The organism is Roseateles sp. GW823-FHT07B05 (assembly GCF_058794515.1).
The window spans coordinates 506,423-526,604 of the sequence record NZ_JBXAGX010000002.1 but is presented as its reverse complement, the minus strand read 5'-3'; the positions used below and the strand labels follow the sequence as shown (position 1 = coordinate 526,604).

The following is a 20,182-nucleotide window of genomic DNA, read 5'->3' as shown; positions in this document are numbered from 1 at the left end:
GATCCAGGCCCACCGACTATGTACGAAGCCTTCTACGGCCTGAGCAGCAAGCCCTTCCAGCTCAGCCCGGACCCGAACTTCTACTACGGCAGCAAGCAGCATCGCCGGGCCAAGGCCTACCTGGACTACGGCGTGCTGCGCAATGACGGCTTCATCGTCATCACCGGCGAGATCGGCGCCGGCAAGACCACGCTGCTGCGCGGCCTGCTGGACAGCCTGAACCGCAGCAACGTCGTCATCGGCAATGTCGTCACGACGCAGCTCGATGCCGAGGACACGCTGCGCATGGTCGGCGCCGCGTTCGGCGTGCGCGTGAAGGACGCGCCCAAGTCCGAGCTGCTGATGACGCTGGAAGCGTTCTTCGTCAACCAGGTCACGCAGGGCAAGCGCTGCCTGCTCATCGTCGACGAGGCGCAGAACCTGACCGCCCGCGCGGTCGAGGAGTTGCGCATGCTGTCCAACTTCCAGTTCGCCAACCAGTCGCTGCTGCAGACCTTCCTGGTCGGCCAGCCGGAGTTCCGCGGCATCCTGCAGAAGCCGGAGATGGAGCAGTTCCGCCAGCGCGTGGCGGCCACCTGCCACATCGGCCCGCTGGACGAGGACGAAACCCAGCGCTACATGGAGCACCGCCTAAAGTGCGCGGGATCCACCGGCAAGCCCACCTTCGACCACGATGCCTTCCCGGCCATCCACAAGGCCAGCAACGGTATTCCGCGCCGCATCAACCGACTGTGCGACCGCCTGCTGCTGCTGGGCTTCATGCAGGGCCGCACGCACCTGACGCTGGCCGACGTGAAGGAAGTGCTGCGCGACATCGCGCAGGAAAGCGAGACGCCGCGCCACAGCGACGCCAGTCCGCTGGACAGCGTGCCCGCCAAGCTGCCCGACAGCCGCCCGGCGGCACTGGACAGCGCACCCGGCGCGCTGGACGTGTCGCGCCTGAAGATCAGTGCGGCCGAGGTCGATGGGCTGTCCAGCGAGATCGCCGCGCTCAACGCCGACCACCACACCGACCGCCTGCAGCGCCTGGAGCGCAGCATGATGCGGCTGGAGCGCATCAACCTGCAGACGCTGGCGTTGCTGCAGAAGCTGGTCGACGCCGTCAAACAGCACTGAAATGAAGCCCCTCGCCCAGTCTCGCCCCGCTGAACGCGGGCAAGCCCGGTCGGTCCCCCGCGGGGACGGCGATGCTTGCGGCATCGGGCCGCAAGCACATCGCCTGCGGGCCGGCTTGGGGCGGCCCGGCGCCGTTCCGCTGCTTCATGCGCAACGCCCGGGACACTGACATGCTGATGCCCACCAAGAACCCCACCCCGCGCAATGCGATGAGCATCGACGTGGAGGACTACTTCCAGGTCTCCGCGTTCGCGCCCTACATCCGCCGCGAGGACTGGAACGGGCTGGAGTGCCGCGTCGAGCGCAACATCGCCAGCATCCTCGCGCTGCTGGCCGAGAAGGACGTCAAGGCCACCTTCTTCACGCTGGGCTGGATCGCCGAGCGCTACCCGCAGGTCGTCAAGGCCATCGTCGCCGGCGGCCACGAACTGGCCAGCCATGGCTACAGCCATGAGCGTGCCAGCGACCTGAGTCCCGCCGCCTTCCTCGAAGACATCGCCAGCGCCAAGAAGCTGCTGGAGGACCTGGGCGGCGTGCCCGTCGTCGGCTACCGCGCGCCCAGCTTCTCCATCGGCAAGGGCAACCTGTGGGCCTTCGACGTGTTGCGCGATGCCGGCTACCGCTACTCCAGCAGCGTCTACCCCATCGCCCACGACCACTACGGCATGCCCGACTCGCCGCGCTTTGCCTATCCGGTGCGCGAGGGCCTGCTGGAGATCCCGGTGACGACGCTGCGCATGGGTTCGAAGAACCTGCCCAGCAGCGGCGGCGGCTACTTCCGGCTGCTGCCGTATGCGCTGTCGCGCTGGATGATCCGCCGTGTCAACGAGGTCGACGGTCAGTCCGCGGTCTTCTACTTCCATCCGTGGGAGATCGACCCCGACCAGCCCCGCGTGCCCGGCATCGACGCCAAGACGCGCTTCCGCCATTACGTCAACATCGAGCGCACCCGCGGCCGCATCGCACGGCTGCTGGACGACTTCCGTTGGGGGCGCATGGACGAGATCTTCCTGGGCTGCGAGGCCAGCCCGGGCGCTGTCGAGCGCTCGCTGAGCCCGGCGTGATGAAGCCCCTCGTCCAGTTCCACGCCGCTGAACGCGGGTGTGCCCGGCCGGTCCCCCGAGGGGGCGGCGATGCATGCGGCGTTGAGCCGCATGCACATCGCCACGGCGGGCCGGCTCGGGAGCGGCCCAGCGCTCGGCCCGTATCAGTCAGCCGGTGTGCTGACGACATGAGCCACTGACATGACTGCTGCTCTTCGCATTGCGCGGCTGGCCGCGCAGGACAAAGCCTTGTCTGCGCGCTGGGACGCCTTCGTCTTCGCGCACCCGCAAGCCACCTTCTTCCACCGCAGCGGCTGGCTGCGCGTCATCGAATCGGTGTTCGGCCATCAGGGCTTCTTCCTGTATGTCGAACGTGATGGCGCCATCGAGGGTGTGCTGCCGCTGGTTGAGGTCAAGAGCCGGCTGTTCGGCCATTCCGTGTCCAGCCTGCCGTTTGCCGTCTACGGCGGCGTCGCCGCGCTGAACGACGAGGCGGCGGCGGCGCTGGAGGCCGAAGCCGAGAAGATCGCGCGAGGGCAGGGCGCCGAGCATCTGGAGTACCGCAACCTGGGTCCGGTCCGCCATGCCGACTGGCCGCGGCAGGATCTCTACGTGACGTTCCGCAAGGAGATCCTCGCGGAGGAAGAGGCCAACATGCTGGCCATCCCGCGCAAGCAGCGCGCGATGGTTCGCAAGGGCATCAAGAACGAGCTGCAGGCGGCCATTGATCCGAACGTCGACCGGTTCTTCGACCTGTACGCCGACAACGTGCACCGCCACGGCACGCCGGCGATGCCCAAGAAGTACTTCCAGGCGCTGCTGGACGAGTTCGGCGCCGATGCCGAGGTGCTGACCGTGACCGGCCCGGACGGCCGGCCGCTGTCGACGGTGCTGACCTTCTACTTCCGCGACGAGTGCCTGCCGTATTACGCCGGTGATGACGAGGCCGCGCGCGACCTCGCCGCCAACGACTTCAAGTACTGGGAGCTGATGCGCCGCGCCTGTGCCCGCGGCCTCAAGGTCTTCGACTACGGCCGCAGCAAGCAGGGCACCGGCCCCTACGCGTTCAAGAAGAACTGGGGCTTCGAGCCGCAGCCGCTGAGCTACGAATACCGGCTGTTCAAGCGCGACGCGATTCCGCAGAACAACCCAAACAACCCCAAGTACCAGCTGATGATCAAGGCGTGGCGCAAGCTGCCCATCGGCTTGGCGAACTGGCTGGGGCCCTTCATCGTCAAGAACCTTGGGTGAGGGCGGATGCATGGCGCCCCCACGCTCACCTTGTTCGTTGCCCCCCGAGGGAGCGCATCAGCGCCTTCGGGCGGCCGGGCGGCGCTGACATGAAGATCCTCTACCTCGTCCACCGCCTGCCTTACCCGCCCAACAAGGGCGACAAGGTGCGCTCGTACCACCTGCTCAAGCATCTGGCGGCACGGCACGAGGTGCATCTCGGCACCTTCGTCGACGATCCCGACGACGAGCAGCACCTGCCCACCGTGCGCGCGCTGTGCGCCGGCCTGCATGTCGCGCGGCTGAACCCGCGTTCGGCCAAGCTACTCAGCCTGCGCGGCCTGCTGACCGGCGAGGCGCTGAGCCTGCCGTACTACCGCGATGCCGGCCTGCAGGCCTGGGTGGATGAAACGGCGGCGCGCGTGGGCTTCGATGCCGTGGTCGTCTTCAGCGGCGCGATGGCGCAGTACACGGCGAAGCTGAGCGGCGTGAAAACGCTAGTGGACTTTGTCGACGTCGACTCCGCCAAGTGGCGCGACTACGCGCCCGAGCATGCCTGGCCCATGTCCTGGCTGTACCGGCGCGAGTTCGCCAAGCTGCTGGGCTTCGAGCAGCGCGTCGCCCGCGAGGCCGCCTGCAGCTTCTTCGTGACGGACCACGAGGTCGCGCTGTTCCGCGAGCTCAGCCCCGGCTTGACGTCAGACCTCGCCGCGCTGGGCAACGGCGTTGATGCCGACTTCTTCGCGCCCGACCCCGCGCGCGCCAGCCCGTTCGCGGCCGGCGAGCTGCCGCTGGTGTTCACCGGCGCGATGGACTACTGGCCCAACGTCGACGCCGTCGGCTGGTTCGTGCGCGACATGCTGCCGGCGCTGCGCGAGCGCTTCCCGGCGCTGCGCTTTCACATCGTCGGCCGCAGCCCCGCGCTGGCCGTGCAGGCGCTGGCCGGCGACGCGGTGAACGTCACGGGCACCGTGCCTGACGTGCGGCCCTATCTGCAGCATGCCGCCGCGGTCGTCGCGCCGCTGCGGCTGGCCCGCGGCATCCAGAACAAGGTGCTGGAGGCGATGGCGATGGCGCGGCCGGTTGTCGCGGCCGGCAGCTGCGTGCGCGCCATCACGGCGGCGGATCAGCCCGGCCTGCAGCCCGCCGAGGATGTGCCCGCCTACGTGGCCCGTCTCGGCGCGTTGCTGGCCGACCCGGCAGCGGCGGATGCCGCGGGCCGCGCCGCGCGCGAGTTCGTCGTCGGCGCCTACAGCTGGGACGCCCATCTGTCCCGGCTGGACCAGCACCTGGAGGCCGCATGCTGAAGCTCCCGCCGCCCTGGCGGCTGCCGCTGCTGGCGCTGGCGCTGGCCTGGGCGCTGCTCGCGGCGCTGTACTACGACACCGGCGCGGCGATGGTGTTCATCTGGAACCGCTCGGAGACCTTTGCGCACGCCTGGGTCGTACCGCCCATCTCCGCCTGGCTGGTGTGGCGGCTGCGGGCCGACCTCGCCGTCGTCACGCCGCGGCCGTCGCTGCGCTGGTTGTGGCTGACGCTGCCGCTGGGCCTGCTGTGGCTGCTGGGCGACGTGGCGGCGGCCAACGCGGCGACGCAGTTCGCGCTGGTGGGCCTGTTCGTGCTGACGGTGCCGCTGTTGCTGGGCACCGAGGTCGCGCGCCGCATCATGTTCCCGCTGGGCTTCCTGTTCTTCGCCGTGCCGTTCGGCGATTTCCTGACGCCCCTGCTGATGGAATACACGGCCGACTTCACGGTTCTCGCGGTGCGCGCCAGCGGCATCCCGGTGTTCCGCGAGGGGCTGCAGTTCGTCATCCCCTCGGGCAACTGGTCCGTCGTGCAGGCCTGCAGCGGCATCCGCTACCTGATGGCCTCGGTGATGGTGGGCACGCTGTTCGCGTTCCTGAACTACCGCTCGTACCAGCGCCGCTGGGCCTTCGTCGGCGTGGCCATCGTGACGCCGCTGGTGGCCAACTGGCTGCGCGCCTACATGATCGTCATGCTGGGCCACCTGTCCGGCAACACCATCGCCGTCGGCGTGGACCACCTCATCTACGGCTGGGTGTTCTTCGGCGTCATCATGCTGGCCATGTTCATGATCGGCGCGCGGTGGTCCGAGCCCGATCCTGCGCACGAGCCGGCGCCGGCCGGCGCTGTGCGCACCCCGGCGCCCCCCGCGCGCTGGGTGGCGGTCTGGCTGGTGGCGGCGCTGCTGCTGGCGGTGCCGCCGGTGGTGCGCCTGCAGACGCAGCGGGCCGGCGCGCATGGCGAACCGGTACTCGCGCCGCCGGCACTGTCCGGGTGGGCCTGGCAGGCCGAGCCGATCAGCAACTGGGCGCCCAATTTCGAGAACCCGGCGGCCAGCGTGCATGGCCGCTTCGTCCCCGCGTCGGGTGGCGCGCCCGTGGGGATGTACGTGGGGTACTACCGTGACCAGCACTACGGCCGGCAGCTCGTCACGTCGGTCAACCAGATCGTCAATGCCGAGGTCGCCAAGGACTGGGCGCAGACGTCGGCGGGCACCGGCCGCGTGGCGCTGCCGGACGGCGAGCTCGCCTGGCGCACCGCCGAGTTGCGTGGGCAGGCCCTGAGCCGTGTCAGCGGCGGTGGCAACGAGGCGCCGCGGCTGCGCGTGTGGCAGATCTACTGGGTCAACGGCCAGCCGCTGGCCAGCGACTGGCAGGCCAAGCTCCATGGCGCCTGGCAGAGCCTGCTGGGCCGCGGCGACGATGCCGCGGTGGTGATGATCTATGCCGACAAAGAGGCCGCCGGCCCGGACGATGCGCGGCTGAAGGATTTCATCCGCACGCATTGGGGCGCGCTGGACACCGCTTTGCGTGGGGTGCGAGACCGCGATTCGGCCCGCAAGCAGTGACAATCACGCGCCCCACTTCCCGTAACTCCAGCAACAAGAATCACCCATGAACACGCTTGCAGTCATCGGCCTCGGCTACGTGGGCCTGCCCCTGGTGGTGGAGTTCGGCAAGCAGATCCGCACCATCGGCTTCGACATCGCCAAGCACAAGGTCGAGGCCTGCCAGCGTGGCACCGACCCCAGCCGCGAACTGACCGACGAGGAAGTGCAGGCCGCCACGCTGGCCGTCTACACCGACGACCCCAAGATGCTGGCCGAGGCCGACGTCATCATCGTGGCCGTGCCCACGCCGGTGGACGATGCCCACATCCCCGACTTCCGCCCGCTGATCGGCTCCTCCACCAGCGTCGGCCGCCACATGAAGAAGGGCGCCATCGTCGTCTACGAGAGCACCGTCTACCCCGGCGCCACGGAAGAGGTCTGCATCCCGGTGCTGGAGAAGGAGTCCGGCATGAAATGGAAGCAGGACTTCTTCGTCGGCTACAGCCCCGAGCGCATCAACCCGGGCGACAAGGAACACACGCTGACCAAGATCCTGAAGATCGTCTCCGGCGACACGCCCGAGACGCTGGACAAGGTCGCGAAGGTCTACGAGAAGATCATCGTCCCCGGCGTGCACCGCGCGTCCAGCATCAAGGCGGCCGAGGCGGCCAAGGTCATCGAGAACACGCAGCGCGACCTCAACATCGCGCTGATGAACGAGCTGTCCATCATCTTCGACAAGCTCGGCATCGACACCACGGAGGTGCTGGAAGCCGCCGGCACGAAATGGAACTTCCTGAAGTTCAAGCCGGGTCTGGTGGGGGGGCACTGCATCGGTGTGGACCCGTACTACCTGACGCACAAGGCCGACATGCTGGGCTACCACCCGCAGGTCATCCTGGCCGGCCGGCGCATCAACGACGGCATGGGCAAGTTCATCGCCGAGCAGACCATCAAGCAGATGATCGCCAGCGGCAGCTACATCAAGGGCGCGCGTGTTAACGTGCTGGGCCTGACCTTCAAGGAGAACTGCGGCGACCTGCGCAACTCCAAGGTCATCGACATCATCAACGAGCTGAAGACCTACGGCGTCGAGGTCTTCGTGACCGATGCGCAGGCCGAGGCCGAGGAGGCCATGCACGAGTACGGCGTGCGGCTGATGCCCTTCGAAGACCTGCCGCGCGCGGACGCCATCGTCGCGGCCGTGTCGCACCGCGAGTACGCCGCCCTGTCGATCGACGACATCGGCCGCAAGCTCGTCAAGGGCGGGGCCTTCATCGACGTGAAGGCGGCGTTCGACAGCAAGGCGCTGCTCGGCGCCGGCTTCCGGCTCTGGCGCCTGTGATGCCGGCCACGCCCCAGGCCGCGCCGCCGGTGATCTCGGTCTGCATCCCGACCTACAACGGCGGCGAGCCGCTGCGGGCGGCCGTGCAGTCGGTGCTGGCGCAGACCTGGCGCGACTTCGAGCTGGTCGTCATCGACGACGGCTCCACCGACGCCACGCCCGCCATCGTGGCCAGCTTCAACGATCCGCGCGTGCGCTACCTGCGCAACGAGCGCAACCTGGGCCCGCAGGGCAACTGGAATCGCTGCCTGGCCGAGGCGCGTGGCCGCTACTTCAAGCTGCTGCCTCACGACGACGTGCTGCACCCCGAGTGCCTGGAGCGCCAGTTGCGCGTGCTGGAGGCCGATGCGGGCGAGCGCCTGGCCCTGGTGTTCAGCGGCCGTGACGTCATCGGCCCCGACGGCCGCGTGCTCACCCGGCGTGGCTATCCCGGCGCGCAGGAGGGCGTCATCCCGGCCCGCGACGTCATCGCCGGCTGCGTGCGCCGCGGCACCAACCTGCTCGGCGAGCCGGGCGCGTTGCTGATGCGCAAGTCGCTGGTCGATCGCGTCGGCCTGTTCGACGGCACCAACCCCTACGTCATCGACCTGGACTACTGGTTCCGGCTACTCGCGCACGGCGATGCCTACTACTGCGAGACGGTGTTGGCGAGCTTTCGCGTCTGGCCGCAGTCGTGGAGCGTCGAGATCGGCGGCAACCAGGGCCGCGAGTTCCGGCAGTTCATCGCCCGTGTCGAACCGGTGGTGCGCGCGTCCACGTCCTGGCTGGATCGTGCACTGGGTCAGTTCACGCCCGGGTTGAACAACCTGGCGCGGTTGGTGTTCTACCGGCTGTACGTGCACTGATCGCCATGGCCGTGTCCGCCCTGCGACCGCTGCTGCAACGGCCCTTCGTGCGCTTCCTGCTCGTGGGTTGCTTGAACACGGGCTTCGCCTACGGCATCTATGCGGCGCTGCTGTGGGCCGGTCTGCCGTACGCGTGGGCCAACCTGGGGTCGCTGCTCCTGGGCATCGTGTTCAGCTTCGCGACGCAGGGTCGGCTCGTGTTCGGCAACCGCGACAACCGGTTGCTGCCGCGATTCGCGCTGTGCTGGGTGATCCTGTACTTCATCAACATCGGACTGATCGCCGGCCTGATCCGTTTGGGCCTGGATGCCTACACGGCTGGCGCGCTGGCGCTGCTGCCCATGGCGGTCAGTTCGTTCTTCGTGCAGCGCTACGTGGTGTTCGGCGGCCGTGCAGCGCCGGCACCGTCCGAAGAACTTTCCCGGAAATGAGCATGACAACCCGTCTGGCCATCGTCGTCCCTTGCTACAACGAGGAAGAGGTCCTGCCGGAAACCAACCGCCGGCTGCTGGACCTGCTCACGCGCATGCAGGCCGCCGGCAGCATCACGGCCGACAGCGCTATCCATTACGTGGACGACGGCAGCCGCGACCGCACCTGGGCGCTGATCGAGTCCCTGGCCGCCGCCGACCCGCGCGTGCACGGCATCAAGCTGTCGCGCAATCGCGGCCACCAGGCGGCGTTGATGGCCGGCCTGCTGACGGTGCAGGGCGACGCGCTCGTCAGCATCGACGCCGACCTGCAGGACGACGTGAACGTCATCGAGAAGATGGTGGTCGAGTTCGCCGGCGGCGCCGAGGTGGTGTACGGCGTGCGCGACTCGCGCGAGAGCGACACGGTGTTCAAGCGCAACACGGCGCTGGCCTACTACGGGCTGATGCGCAAGATGGGCGTGGACTTGGTCCACAACCACGCGGACTTCCGGCTGCTGGGCCGGCGCGCCGTCGAGGCGCTGCGCGAGTACGGCGAGGTCAACATGTTCCTGCGCGGCATCGTGCCCATGATCGGCTACCGCGCCGCCACGGTGAAGTACGACCGCGCCGAGCGCTTCGCCGGCGTGTCCAAGTACCCGCTGCGAAAGATGCTGACCTTCGCGCTCGAAGGCGTGACCTCGCTCAGCGTCGTGCCGCTGCGGCTCATCACGCTGCTGGGCTTCCTGGTGTCGGTGTTCTCGTTCCTCATGATCCTGTTCGTCATCTACGGCACGCTGGTCATGAAGGCGGTGGTGCCCGGCTGGGCGTCGTCCGTCGTGCCGATCTACTTCCTGGGCGGCATCCAGCTGCTCTCCATGGGCATCATTGGCGAGTACGTTGCCAAGATCTACCTGGAGACCAAGCAGCGGCCGCGCTACTTCATCGAGAAGACGCTGTGACGGACGCGCCCGAGCGCCGCGCCTGGCAGCTGGCGCTGCTGGTCATGCTGGCGACGCTGCTGGGCGTCGCGCTGCTGGCCAAGGTCGAGTTCGGTGGCCGTGGCGACCTGCCCATGCAGCTGGACGAGCTGTACTTCGCCACCTGTGCGGCCCGCGGCCTGGCGTCGGGCGAGGTGCCGGTGTCCGGCTGCCACGACAACAAGGGGCCGCTGATCTTCCTGGTCTATCAGGCGATCATGGACCCGGCGCACCCCTACCGCCTGGCGACGATCAAGCTCGCCGGCTTCGCGCTGGGGGGCCTGGTGTGTCTGCTGGGCGCGCTGGTGTCGCACCGCATCGGCGGCCGTGTCGCAGCGGCCGTCACGCTGGCGCTGGCGCTGCAGACCAGCACGCTGGACCCGTGGTTCTTCTCGCTGCGGACCGAGTCCCTCGGGTTGGCCTGCATGCTGGGGGCCGCGCTGGTGCTGCTGCCGCGTGGCACCGCCGCGCTGGCCGGTTGGCGCGTGGCGCTGGCCGGCGGCCTGTGCGGCCTGGCGCTGCTGACGCGGCAGAACTTCCTGTTCCTGGTGCTGGGTATGGCGGGCTGGATCGCGGTGACCTCCTGGGCGGGGTGGGGCCGGCTGCTGCGGCTGGCGCTGCTGTTCAGCGCCGGTGTGCTCGCCCCCATGGCCGCCTTTGCGCTCGCGTTCCAGGTGCAGGGCACGCTGCCCGAGTACGGCGCCAGCCTCTTCATCTACCCCGCGCTCTACGGCAGCAATGCCGACGAGGGCGCGTTGCGGCGCCTGCTGCTGAAGCTGGCGTTGCTGGCCGAGTACGCGCAGCCGCTGTTCGCCTACGCTGCGCTGGGCCTCGTGGGCGCGATGGCACTCGCGCGCCGCGCCGTGCCGGTACCGGCCGCGGCTGCGCCCGCCGTGCGGCTGGTGCTCGTGCTGGCCGGCACGTCGGTGGTGTTCCTGGTGCTGGTGCCGGTGCTGCTGCGGCCGCACCTGTGGCCCAGCCTGCTGCTGGCTGCCGTGCTGGCAGGGCCCTGGCTCGCGCAGGGCCTGGCCCACCGCGAATGGCGCGCCCCGGTCGCGGCGCTGCTGTTCGCGCTCAGCCTGCTGGCCGTGCTGTGCGCCTGGGGCGGGCCGCAGGGCAATCCGCTGCGTGACCGCAAGAACCTGCAGGCGCCCAAGGTTGCCGAGGCCCAGGGCGGCTTTGCCTACGTGGTGGGCATGTGGCCCAAGCTGTACGTCGACAACGGCTGGACGCCCGCCAGTACGGTGATGTACCCCCTCGCGCTGCCCGATGCGCCGCAGACCTGGGCCTTCAAGCCGCCGCCGGCAGGCAGCTGGAAGGGAGACACGCTGGCCCAACTGCGCGCGCGCAACGAGCGCCGCCTGCTGGACGACTTCGCCCGCACGCCGCCGCGTGTCATCGTGACCATCGATCGCGACGCGCGCCGCGCCGGCAGCCAGGAGGCAACCGACATCCCCGTGCTGCGCGACTACATCGCCGCGCACTGCACGCCGGGCGGCCGGCTGGACGAGGACAGCTCGTACGCGTCGTCGCTGTTCATCTGCCATCGTTGAACCGCGGCGGCATGGCAGCGCACGGTACCGACTTCCGGCCCGACATCGAGGGCCTGCGCGCATGGGCGATCGTGCCGGTGGTGGTGTTCCACGCGTTTCCCCACTGCTTGCCGGGCGGCTTCCTGGGCGTGGACGTGTTCTTCGTGATCTCCGGCTACCTGATCACGAAGTTGCTGGCGCAGCGCATGGACGCCGGCACGTATTCGCTGGCCGGCTTCTACGCGGCACGCATCAAGCGCATCTTCCCGGCGCTGTTCGTCGCGCTGCTGGCTGCCGCAGCGCTGGCGTGGATGCTGCTGCCGGCGCCGGACCTGAAGGCCTTCGGGCGCAGCCTGGTGGCCGCCGTCGCGTTCCTGTCGAACCACGAGTTCCTGCGCACGTCTGACTACTTCGGCGGGGATGCCGACCTCAAGCCGCTGCTGCACACCTGGTCGTTGTCGGTCGAGGAGCAGTTCTACCTGCTGTTCCCGCCCATGCTGTGGCTGCTGAAACGCCAGTCGCGCGTGCCGCCGGCAGCAGCGGTGGCGGGGCTGGGGCTGGTCTCGCTGTTGTTGTCACAACTGCTGCTGACGCGGGATGCGTCCGCGGCGTTCTATCTGGCAGCCAGCCGGGCGTTCGAGCTCGTCGTCGGCGCGCTGTGCGCGCTGTCCGGCGCTGCCGTGGCAGCCCGTATGGGGCGTCCGTTGAGCCAGGCCCTGGCCGTCGCGGCCCTGTTGGCGCTGGCCGCCGGTTTCGTGGTGCTGACGCCGGCATCGCCGCTGCCCGGCGTGCTGGCGCTGTGGCCGTGCCTGGCGACGGCGGTGCTGATCGTCACCGGCGCCGAGGGGCGCGGTCTCGCCTGGCGGGTGCTGAGCCTGGCACCGCTGCGCTGGATCGGGCGCATCTCTTTCTCGCTGTACCTGTGGCACTGGATCGCGTTGGTGTTCCTGCGCTACCTGGTGCTGCGCGAGCCCACGGCCTGGGAAACCGGTGTCGCAGTGGCAGCGGCGATCCTGGCCGCGGCAGCCTCGCTGCGCTGGGTGGAGACGCCGTGCCGGCAGACGCGCCTGGCCACGCGGCCGGTGCTGGTGCTGGGCGTGGCGGCCATCGCCGTGGGGCTGGCGACGGGCCTGGCGCTGCAGGCCGGCTGGCGTGCCGAGCCGGCGCGTGTCCTGCAACTCGCCGGCGCCGTGGCGGATGTCAACCCGCGGCGCAGCAGCTGCCACGCGTCCGGCAACCGGGAGATCGCGTATGCCGACGCCTGCCTGTGGGGGCTGCCCGCAGCAGGGCGGCCGGTGCGCGAGTTCGCGGTGTGGGGGGACAGCCACGGTGCCGAGATCGCCGTCGCATTGGGCGAGGCGCTGGCACCGCGCGGCGGCCGGGTGCGGCAGCTGACGACGTCTTCCTGCCCGCCGGCACCCGGCCTGGCCGTGCCATGGCGCCAGCCCTGTCAGCGCATCAACGAGTCCACGCTGGCGGCCTTGAAGGCGGATGCGGGGCTTGACGGGGTCGTGCTCGTCGCGTTCTTCCCCGCCGGCCGCGATGCACGCCAGCCCGAGGCCTTTGACGCCGGCTACGCCCGTGCGGTGGACGAACTGCGCGCGGCGGGCAAGCGTGTCTGGCTGGTCACGCCGGTGCCGGACTACGACTTCCCGCTGCCCGCGGCACTGTCCGAGCGCGTGCGCCGCGGCGGCTCGGTCGATGACCAGGGCCAGCCGCTGGCCGACTACCAGGCGAGTCATGCCGATGAACTGCGCCTGCTGCACCGGCTGGCGAGCCGCCCCGGTGTCGAGCTGCTGGAGGTGTCCGCGGCGCTGTGCGCCTCCGGGCGCTGCGCGGTGGCGGACGCCGACGGCGCCTATTACTTCGACAAGCACCACCTCAGCCTGCGGGGGGCACGGCACCTCGCGGGCCCGTGGGCTGCACGCCTTCTGCCATGACCGCCCCAGCCTCCATCGACCGCCGGCCACTGATCGTGCACCTGCTGCACCGCTTCGACACCGGCGGGCTGGAGAACGGTGTCGTCAATCTCATCAACCACCTGCCGGCCTTCCGCCACACGGTGGTGGCGGTCACCGAGATCACCGCGTTCAAGGAGCGCGTGACGGCGCCCGGCACGCAGTTCATCGCGTTGAACAAGCCGCCAGGGCAGGGCCTGTGGCTGTACCCGCGCGTGTTCCGCATGCTGCGCGAGTTGCGGCCCGCCGTCGTGCACACGCGCAACCTCGGTGCGATGGAGTTCCTGCTGCCCGCCTGGGCGGCCGGCGTGCCGCTGCGCGTGCACAGCGAGCATGGCTGGGAGGTGGATGACCTGGGCGGTGTCAACCCTGCCAAACAGCGGCTGCGCCGCCTCTATGGCGTTGCCGCGCATCGCTTCGTGGCGCTGTCGCGGGCCATCGAAAGCTACCTGACCGGGCCGGTGCGTCTGGCGCCCGCGCGCGTGCAGCGCATCTGCAACGGCGTGGACACGCAGCGCTTCGCGCCGCCCACCACCGTGCCCGACGCCTGGCCGTACCGCCGCGGCGAGCAGATCGTCATCGGCGCGGTGGGTCGCATGCAGGCGGTGAAGGACCCGCTGAACCTCGTCGAGGCCTTCCTGCAGCTGCGCGCGCTGTGCCCGGCCGACTGGCCCCGTCTGCGCCTGGTCATGCTGGGCGGCGGCCCGCTGCTGGAGGCGGCACGGGAGCGCCTGGCCCAGGCCGGCGCGGCGGCGCAGGCGTGGCTGCCCGGCGACCGCAGCGACGTGGCGCAGTTGCTGCCGCATTTCGACATCTTTGCGTTGCCCTCGCAGGCCGAGGGCATCAGCAACACCCTGCTGGAGGCCATGGCCTGCGGCTGTGCGCCGGTGGCAACGGACGTGGGCGGCAACCCGGAGCTGGTCGAGCCGGGCGTGAATGGCCTGCTGGTACCGCCGCAGGATGCGCCGGCGCTGGCGGCGGCGCTGGCTGGCCTCGTCAACGAGCCCGGGCAGCGGCAGCGCCTGGCCGAGGCCTCGCTGGCGCGCGTGCGGAGCCAGTTCAGCCTCAGCGGCATGGTGGACGCGTACGCCTCGCTCTACGCCCGCCACCTCCCCCGGACAGGGGGATAGGGCGTGCCCGACGTCACGGGCGCAAGCGTCACCGCCGGGCGGCGTCACCAAGCTCGGTAAGAATCCGCATCTTCCGCGCAGCCCCCAGGGGCGGCGTGACCTTACTCATCGTTTTGGCTGAACCAGGTCCCAACCCATGTGCGGCATCACCGGACTCTTCGACACCCGCGGCCAGCGTCTGCCCGAGCGCGAGCGGCTGCACCGGATGAACGAGTCCCAGTACCACCGCGGCCCGGATGAGGGCGACCTGCACATCGAGCCCGGTGTCGGCTTCGGTCACCGGCGCCTGTCGGTCATCGACATTGCGACCGGCCAGCAGCCCATCTTCAATGACGACAGGACCGTGGCGCTGGTTTTCAACGGCGAGGTCTACAACTACCTCGAGCTGATGGACGAGCTGCGCGGCCACGGCTACGTGTTCCGCACCAAGAGCGACTCCGAGGCCATCGTGCGCGCGTGGGAGCACTGGGGCGAGGACTGCGTCCACCACCTGCGCGGCATGTTCGCGTTCATGATCCACGACCGCCGCCGCGACTGCCTGTTCATGGCGCGCGACCGCCTGGGCGTGAAGCCGCTGCACTACGCGATGACGGAGGACGGCTGGCTGCTGTTCGGCTCCGAGCTGAAGAGCCTGATGGCCCACGGCGGCCTGCGCCAGGAGATCGACCCGCGCGCCGTCGAGGCCTATTTCGCACTGGGCTATGTGCCCGACCCGTGGACCATCTACCGCCATGCCCAGAAGCTGGCGCCGGGGCATCGCCTGCTCGTCAAGCGCGGCCAGCCGCTGGGCGAACCGCAGCGCTACTGGGACGTCAAGTTCTCGCTGGACGCCAAGATCGGCGAGGAGGAGGCCGCGGAGGAGTTGCGCCGCCGCCTCACCGAGTCGGTCAAGCTGCGCCTGAAGGCCGAGGTGCCGCTGGGCGCCTTCCTGTCCGGCGGGGTCGATTCCAGCGCCGTCGTCGCCGCCATGGCGCAGCTGGACGACCAGCCCGTCAACACCTGCTCCATCGGCTTCGACGACCCCAAGTTCAACGAGACCGAGTTCGCGCAGATGGTGGCGGACCGCTACCGCACCAACCATCGCATCGAGACCGTCAGCAGCGACGACTTCGGCCTCGTCGATCTGCTGGCGCACCTCTACGACGAACCGTTTGCCGACTCGTCCGCCATCCCGACCTACCGCGTCTGCGAGCTGGCCCGCAAGCACGTGACCGTGGCGCTGAGCGGCGATGGTGGCGACGAGAGCCTGGGCGGCTACCGCCGCTACAAGATGCACATGATGGAAGAGCGCATGCGCAGCGCCTTCCCGCTGGCCCTGCGCCGCGGCGTGTTCGGGCCGCTGGCCCGGATCTACCCCAAGGCCGACTGGGCGCCGCGCGTGTTCCGCGCCAAGACGACCTTCCAGGCCATCGCCCGCAACTCGGTCGACGCCTACTTCAACACCATGGGCCTGGTGCGCGACCCCATGCGCAGCGAGCTCTTCAGCGACAGCTTCAAGCGCGACCTGCAGGGCTGGCATGCCAGCGAGGTGTTCCATCACCACGCCCGCCGCGCCGAGACGGACGATCCGCTCGCGCTGATCCAGTACCTGGACATCCACACCTACCTGCCCGGCGACATCAACACCAAGGTGGACCGCGCCAGCATGGCTCACAGCCTGGAGGTGCGTGAGCCGCTGATGGACCACAAGCTGGTCGAGTGGATCGCCACGCTGCCGTCCGCGCTGAAGCTGCGCGGCCAGGAGGGCAAGTACATCTTCAAGAAGGCGCTGGAGCCCATGCTGCCGCATGACGTGCTGTACCGGCCCAAGATGGGCTTCTCGGTGCCGCTGGCGCGCTGGCTGCGCGGCCCGCTGCGCCAGCAGGCCCGCGATGCGCTGCAGAACGGCGCGCTCGCGCAGACCGGCTGGTTCAACCCCGGCGTTGTCACGCGCCTGCTGGACCAGCACGAGCGCGGCCAGCTGGACCACGCCCAGCCGCTGTGGGTGCTGTTGATGTTCGACGCCTTCTTGCGCAACGCCGGTCTGGGTCAGGCCCGCGCGAGCGCGGCCGCATGAGAGTCCTGTACCACCACCGCACCGCGTCCAAGGACGGCCAGGCGGTCCACATCGAAGAGATGATCACGGCGCTGCGCGAGCAGGGCCACGAGGTCCGCGTCGTCGCCCCGGGTGGCGCCGACGACGCGCCGAGCGGCCAGATGGGCGCCGAGGTCGGCTGGGTCGCACGCCTGCGCGCCCGGCTTCCCAAGGCGGTCTACGAGCTGCTGGAGCTGGCCTACACGCTGGTGGCGTACCGCCGCCTGGCGGCCGCGGCCCGCGAGTTCAAGCCGGACGTCATCTACGAACGCTACAACCTGTTCCTGCTGGCTGGCGCCATGCTGAAGCGCCGCACCGGGCTGCCGCTGCTGCTGGAGGTGAATGCACCGCTGGCCGAGGAGCGTGGCAAGTTCGGTGGCCTGGGCCTGCCGTGGCTGGCGCGCTGGGCCGAGGCCCGGGCCTGGCGGGCGGCCGACTTCGTGCTGCCCGTGACCGACGTGCTGGCGGACCATGTGCGTGCCGTCGGCGTGCCCGAGGCGCGCATCGTCGTCGTGCCCAACGGCATCAACGAGGCCCACTTCGCCGCGGCGCCGACCCGGGCCGACGCCAAGGCTGCGCTGGGCTGGCCGGACGCGCTGGTGCTGGGCTTCACCGGCTTCGTGCGCGACTGGCACGGCATGGACCGCGTCATCCGCTGGATGGCCAGCCCGGCCGCGCCGTCCGCCGCGCGGCTGCTCATCGTCGGCGACGGCCCGGTCCGCGCCGAGCTGGAGCAGCTGGCGGCCGACCTGCAACTGGGCGAACGCGTGCGCTTCACCGGCGTCGTCCACCGTGACCGCGTGCCGGGCCTGGTGGCCGCGTTCGACGTGGCGCTTCAGCCCGCCGTCGTCGCCTACGCGTCGCCGCTCAAGCTCATCGAGTATCTGGCGCTGGGCAAGGCCATCGTGGCCCCCAACCAGCCCAACATCGCCGAGGTGCTGAGCGACGACGTCAACGCGCTGCTGTTCGAACCGGGGGATGCCGCCGGGCTGGAGCGGTCGCTGGCGCGCCTCGCGCACGAGCCGGCGCTGCGTGAGCGCCTCGGCACGGGGGCGCGCGACACGATCGAGCGCATGCAGCTCACCTGGGCGGGCAACGCCCGCAAGGCGGTGGGCCTGGCGGCGCGCGCGGGAGCCCGGCCTTGAGCAGTCGGCCGCTGCGCATCCTGACGTTCTCGACGCTGTTCCCCAGCAGCGTGCGGCCCACCCACGGCATCTTCGTCGAGACGCGGCTGCGCGAGCTGCTCAAGAGCGGCCGCGTCGAGGCCCGCGTCGTCGCACCGGTGCCGTGGTTCCCGTCCACCGACCCGCGCTGGGGCGACTACGCCAAGTTCGCGGCCACGCCGGCGCGTGAGCAGCGCAACGGTCTGGATGTGCTGCATCCGCGCTACCTGCTGGCGCCGAAGGTGGGCATGACCTCGGCGCCGCTGACGCTGGCGCTGGGCGCGCGTGCCGCGGTGCAGCGCGTCCTTGACGAGGGTTTCGATTTCGACCTCATCGACGCGCACTACTACTACCCGGATGGCGTGGCGGCCGCACTGCTGGCCCGCTGGTTCGGCAAGCCGCTGACCATCACTGCCCGCGGCACCGACCTGAACCTGATCCCGCAGCACGCGCTGCCGCGGCGCATGATCGAGTGGGCCGCGCGGCGCGCGTCCGGCTCCATCGGCGTCTGTGCGGCGTTGATGGACGTGCTGCGCGGGTGGGGCCATGACCCGGCCCGGCTGCACACGCTGCGCAACGGGGTGGACCTGGAGCGTTTCCGCCCGCTGCCGCCACTGGCCATGCGGGCCGAGCTGGGCGTGGAGGGTGACCCGCTGCTGCTGTCGGTCGGGCATCTGATCGAGCGCAAGGGGCACCACATCGCCATCGAGGCGCTGGCACTGCTCGCGCGGCAACGGCCCGGTGCCCGCCTGGTCATCATCGGCGAAGGCCAGGAGCGCGCGGCGCTGACCGCGCTGGCCACACGGCTGGGTGTGGCCGACAAGGTGCGCCTGACGGGCGCGCTGCCCAACACCGAGCTGCTGAAGTGGTACAGCGCCGCCGATGTGCTGCTGCTTTGTTCCAGCCGCGAGGGCTGGGCCAACGTGCTGCTGGAGTCCATGGCCTGCGGCACGCCGGTGGTGGCCACCGACATCTGGGGCACGCCCGAAGTGGTGGCCCGGCCCGAGGCGGGCCGGCTCGTCGCCGAGCGCACCGGGGCCGGCTTCGCGGCCGGCATCGAGGCGTTGCTGGCGGCCGGCGTGGACCGCGCCGCCACGCGTCGCTACGCCGAGGGCTTCAGCTGGCAGGCCACCACCGATGGCCAGCTCCATCTGTTCAGCGCGATCCGGGAGGCTGGCAGCCATGCGTGACCTTGCCTTGCTCGTCGTCATCGGCTGGTGCTTCCTGCAGGCGTTCAAGCGCCCGTGGGTGGGCATCCTGTGCTGGACCTGGCTGAGCATCATGAACCCGCACCAGCTGTCCTGGAGCCTGCGGACCATGCCGTTCGCGGCGGCCATCGGCGGCGCCACGCTGCTGGGCCTGTTCATCACGAAGGACCGGCGCGACTACTCGATGACCCGGGAGAACACCACGCTGCTGCTGTTCATGATCTGGATGTGCATCACGCTGCCGTTCTCGATGATCTTTGACGAGTCGTTCGAGCTCTGGAAGCGGGTCATGAAGATCGACCTGATGCTCCTCGTGGCCATCGTGCTGCTGCACAGCAAGCGGCACACCATGCTGCTGGTCTGGGTGCTCGTCATCTCCATCGGCTTCTTCGGCGTCAAGGGTGGTGCCTTCACCGTGGCCACGGGCGGCAGCTACAAGGTCTGGGGGCCGGAGAACACCTACATCGAAGGCAACAACGAGATCGCGCTGGCGGTCGTCATCGTCATTCCGCTGATGCGTTTCCTGCAGCTGCAGATGCAGGCCAAGTGGGCCAAGACGACGATGATGGTCTGCATGGTGCTGATGGCCATGTCGGCACTGGGTAGCCACTCCCGGGGGGCGCTGCTGGGCATCGGCGCCATGGCGCTGGTGTTGTGGTGGCGCGGCAAGAACAAGGTGGGCAGCGCGATCATCATGGTGGTGGTGGGCGCGGCCCTGTTGTCGATGATGCCGGCCGAGTGGTGGGAGCGCATGAACACCATCAAGAGCTACGACCAGGACCAGTCGGCGCTGGGCCGCATCAATGCCTGGTGGATGGCCTGGAACCTGGCCAAGTCCAACTTCTTCGGTGGCGGCTTCTACATCTGGACGGGCCGTATCTTCGAGATCTACGCCCCCGACCCCACCGACCCGCACGCCGCGCACAGCATCTATTTCATGGTGCTGGGAGAGCAGGGCATCATCGGGCTCATCCTGTTCCTGACCCTGTTCACCATGGTCTGGTTCACCGCTGGCACGCTGCGCGTCAAGGGGCAGGCCCAGCCCCAGACGCAGTGGCTGTCCGACCTCGGCAGCATGCTGCAGGTGAGCCTGGCGGGCTATGCGGTGGGCGGCGCCTTCCTGAGCCTGAGCTATTGGGATCTGCCTTACAACCTGATGATCCTGGCCGTCATCGGCAAGCGCTGGCTGGATCGCAAGGAATGGCTGCGCGAGAAGGACGAGCCCCTGATCTACTGGCCCGACTCCCTGAAGAAACGCTTCGCGAAGAGGAAGCCGCCCCCGGTGCTGTCATGA

The 20,182-nt window shown here is 69.6% G+C and carries 16 protein-coding genes; all 16 read left to right on the top strand.

Annotation, left to right across the window (positions count from 1 at the left end; genetic code table 11):
* Positions 1-18 precede the first annotated feature (18 nt).
* The 16 genes from AC1Q7O_RS06600 to AC1Q7O_RS06525 all read left to right on the top strand — a co-directional run bounded on the left by AC1Q7O_RS06600 (position 19) and on the right by AC1Q7O_RS06525 (position 20,182).
* On the top strand, positions 19-1,116 hold the full coding sequence (locus tag AC1Q7O_RS06600) for an XrtA/PEP-CTERM system-associated ATPase (RefSeq protein WP_394514429.1): 1,098 nt from the start codon (positions 19-21) through the stop codon (positions 1,114-1,116).
* Positions 1,117-1,286: 170 nt separating this feature from the next.
* The gene (locus tag AC1Q7O_RS06595; protein ID WP_492660067.1) at positions 1,287-2,180 is read left to right on the top strand and encodes an XrtA system polysaccharide deacetylase; all 894 of its coding nucleotides are present in this window, start codon (positions 1,287-1,289) and stop codon (positions 2,178-2,180) included.
* 180 nt (positions 2,181-2,360) lie between these two features.
* Positions 2,361-3,410 (top strand): FemAB family XrtA/PEP-CTERM system-associated protein, encoded by a 1,050-nt coding sequence (locus AC1Q7O_RS06590; protein WP_492660068.1) that lies wholly within the window; start codon positions 2,361-2,363, stop codon positions 3,408-3,410.
* An 89-nt stretch (positions 3,411-3,499) separates the two neighbouring features.
* Positions 3,500-4,696, top strand: coding sequence for a TIGR03087 family PEP-CTERM/XrtA system glycosyltransferase (locus AC1Q7O_RS06585; RefSeq protein WP_492660069.1), 1,197 nt, complete (start codon positions 3,500-3,502; stop codon positions 4,694-4,696).
* The gene (gene xrtA, locus AC1Q7O_RS06580; protein ID WP_492660070.1) at positions 4,690-6,261 is read left to right on the top strand and encodes an exosortase A; all 1,572 of its coding nucleotides are present in this window, start codon (positions 4,690-4,692) and stop codon (positions 6,259-6,261) included. Before AC1Q7O_RS06585 ends, xrtA begins: the two co-directional genes overlap by 7 nt.
* 46 nt (positions 6,262-6,307) lie before the next feature.
* Positions 6,308-7,588: a nucleotide sugar dehydrogenase gene (locus AC1Q7O_RS06575; protein WP_492660071.1), complete on the top strand. Its 1,281-nt coding sequence runs from the start codon at positions 6,308-6,310 to the stop codon at positions 7,586-7,588.
* Complete coding sequence (locus AC1Q7O_RS06570; protein WP_492660072.1) at positions 7,588-8,433, top strand: glycosyltransferase family 2 protein; 846 nt, start codon at positions 7,588-7,590, stop codon at positions 8,431-8,433. Before AC1Q7O_RS06575 ends, AC1Q7O_RS06570 begins: the two co-directional genes overlap by 1 nt.
* A 5-nt stretch (positions 8,434-8,438) precedes the next feature.
* Positions 8,439-8,864, top strand: coding sequence for a GtrA family protein (locus AC1Q7O_RS06565; RefSeq protein WP_492660073.1), 426 nt, complete (start codon positions 8,439-8,441; stop codon positions 8,862-8,864).
* Positions 8,865-8,866: 2 nt separating this feature from the next.
* Positions 8,867-9,805 (top strand): glycosyltransferase family 2 protein, encoded by a 939-nt coding sequence (locus AC1Q7O_RS06560; RefSeq protein ID WP_492660074.1) that lies wholly within the window; start codon positions 8,867-8,869, stop codon positions 9,803-9,805.
* Positions 9,802-11,376, top strand: a complete 1,575-nt coding sequence (locus AC1Q7O_RS06555; protein ID WP_492660075.1) for a glycosyltransferase family protein — start codon at positions 9,802-9,804, stop codon at positions 11,374-11,376. The genes AC1Q7O_RS06560 and AC1Q7O_RS06555 overlap by 4 nt, the downstream gene beginning before the upstream one ends.
* Before the next feature lie 11 nt (positions 11,377-11,387).
* On the top strand, positions 11,388-13,295 hold the full coding sequence (locus tag AC1Q7O_RS06550; RefSeq protein ID WP_492660076.1) for an acyltransferase family protein: 1,908 nt from the start codon (positions 11,388-11,390) through the stop codon (positions 13,293-13,295).
* The gene (locus AC1Q7O_RS06545; RefSeq protein ID WP_492660077.1) at positions 13,292-14,443 is read left to right on the top strand and encodes a TIGR03088 family PEP-CTERM/XrtA system glycosyltransferase; all 1,152 of its coding nucleotides are present in this window, start codon (positions 13,292-13,294) and stop codon (positions 14,441-14,443) included. The genes AC1Q7O_RS06550 and AC1Q7O_RS06545 overlap by 4 nt, the downstream gene beginning before the upstream one ends.
* A 136-nt stretch (positions 14,444-14,579) precedes the next feature.
* Entirely contained in the window at positions 14,580-16,499 is a 1,920-nt protein-coding gene (locus AC1Q7O_RS06540) for an XrtA/PEP-CTERM system amidotransferase (protein WP_492660078.1), read from the top strand.
* Positions 16,496-17,662, top strand: coding sequence for a glycosyltransferase family 4 protein (locus tag AC1Q7O_RS06535; RefSeq protein ID WP_492660079.1), 1,167 nt, complete (start codon positions 16,496-16,498; stop codon positions 17,660-17,662). Before AC1Q7O_RS06540 ends, AC1Q7O_RS06535 begins: the two co-directional genes overlap by 4 nt.
* A gap of 11 nt (positions 17,663-17,673) precedes the next feature.
* Entirely contained in the window at positions 17,674-18,870 is a 1,197-nt protein-coding gene (locus AC1Q7O_RS06530; RefSeq protein WP_492660180.1) for a glycosyltransferase family 4 protein, read from the top strand.
* Positions 18,863-20,182, top strand: a complete 1,320-nt coding sequence (locus tag AC1Q7O_RS06525; RefSeq protein WP_492660080.1) for a putative O-glycosylation ligase, exosortase A system-associated — start codon at positions 18,863-18,865, stop codon at positions 20,180-20,182. Before AC1Q7O_RS06530 ends, AC1Q7O_RS06525 begins: the two co-directional genes overlap by 8 nt.

Coding starts and splice junctions, on each gene's coding strand:
- AC1Q7O_RS06600 (WP_394514429.1), top strand. CDS start 19: ATGTACGAAGCCTTCTACGGCCTGAGCAGCAAGCCCTTCCAGCTCAGC.
- AC1Q7O_RS06565 (WP_492660073.1), top strand. CDS start 8,439: ATGGCCGTGTCCGCCCTGCGACCGCTGCTGCAACGGCCCTTCGTGCGC.
- AC1Q7O_RS06560 (WP_492660074.1), top strand. CDS start 8,867: ATGACAACCCGTCTGGCCATCGTCGTCCCTTGCTACAACGAGGAAGAG.
- AC1Q7O_RS06540 (WP_492660078.1), top strand. CDS start 14,580: ATGTGCGGCATCACCGGACTCTTCGACACCCGCGGCCAGCGTCTGCCC.
- AC1Q7O_RS06585 (WP_492660069.1), top strand. CDS start 3,500: ATGAAGATCCTCTACCTCGTCCACCGCCTGCCTTACCCGCCCAACAAG.
- AC1Q7O_RS06545 (WP_492660077.1), top strand. CDS start 13,292: ATGACCGCCCCAGCCTCCATCGACCGCCGGCCACTGATCGTGCACCTG.
- xrtA (WP_492660070.1), top strand. CDS start 4,690: ATGCTGAAGCTCCCGCCGCCCTGGCGGCTGCCGCTGCTGGCGCTGGCG.
- AC1Q7O_RS06570 (WP_492660072.1), top strand. CDS start 7,588: ATGCCGGCCACGCCCCAGGCCGCGCCGCCGGTGATCTCGGTCTGCATC.
- AC1Q7O_RS06590 (WP_492660068.1), top strand. CDS start 2,361: ATGACTGCTGCTCTTCGCATTGCGCGGCTGGCCGCGCAGGACAAAGCC.
- AC1Q7O_RS06535 (WP_492660079.1), top strand. CDS start 16,496: ATGAGAGTCCTGTACCACCACCGCACCGCGTCCAAGGACGGCCAGGCG.
- AC1Q7O_RS06550 (WP_492660076.1), top strand. CDS start 11,388: ATGGCAGCGCACGGTACCGACTTCCGGCCCGACATCGAGGGCCTGCGC.
- AC1Q7O_RS06575 (WP_492660071.1), top strand. CDS start 6,308: ATGAACACGCTTGCAGTCATCGGCCTCGGCTACGTGGGCCTGCCCCTG.
- AC1Q7O_RS06525 (WP_492660080.1), top strand. CDS start 18,863: ATGCGTGACCTTGCCTTGCTCGTCGTCATCGGCTGGTGCTTCCTGCAG.
- AC1Q7O_RS06595 (WP_492660067.1), top strand. CDS start 1,287: ATGCTGATGCCCACCAAGAACCCCACCCCGCGCAATGCGATGAGCATC.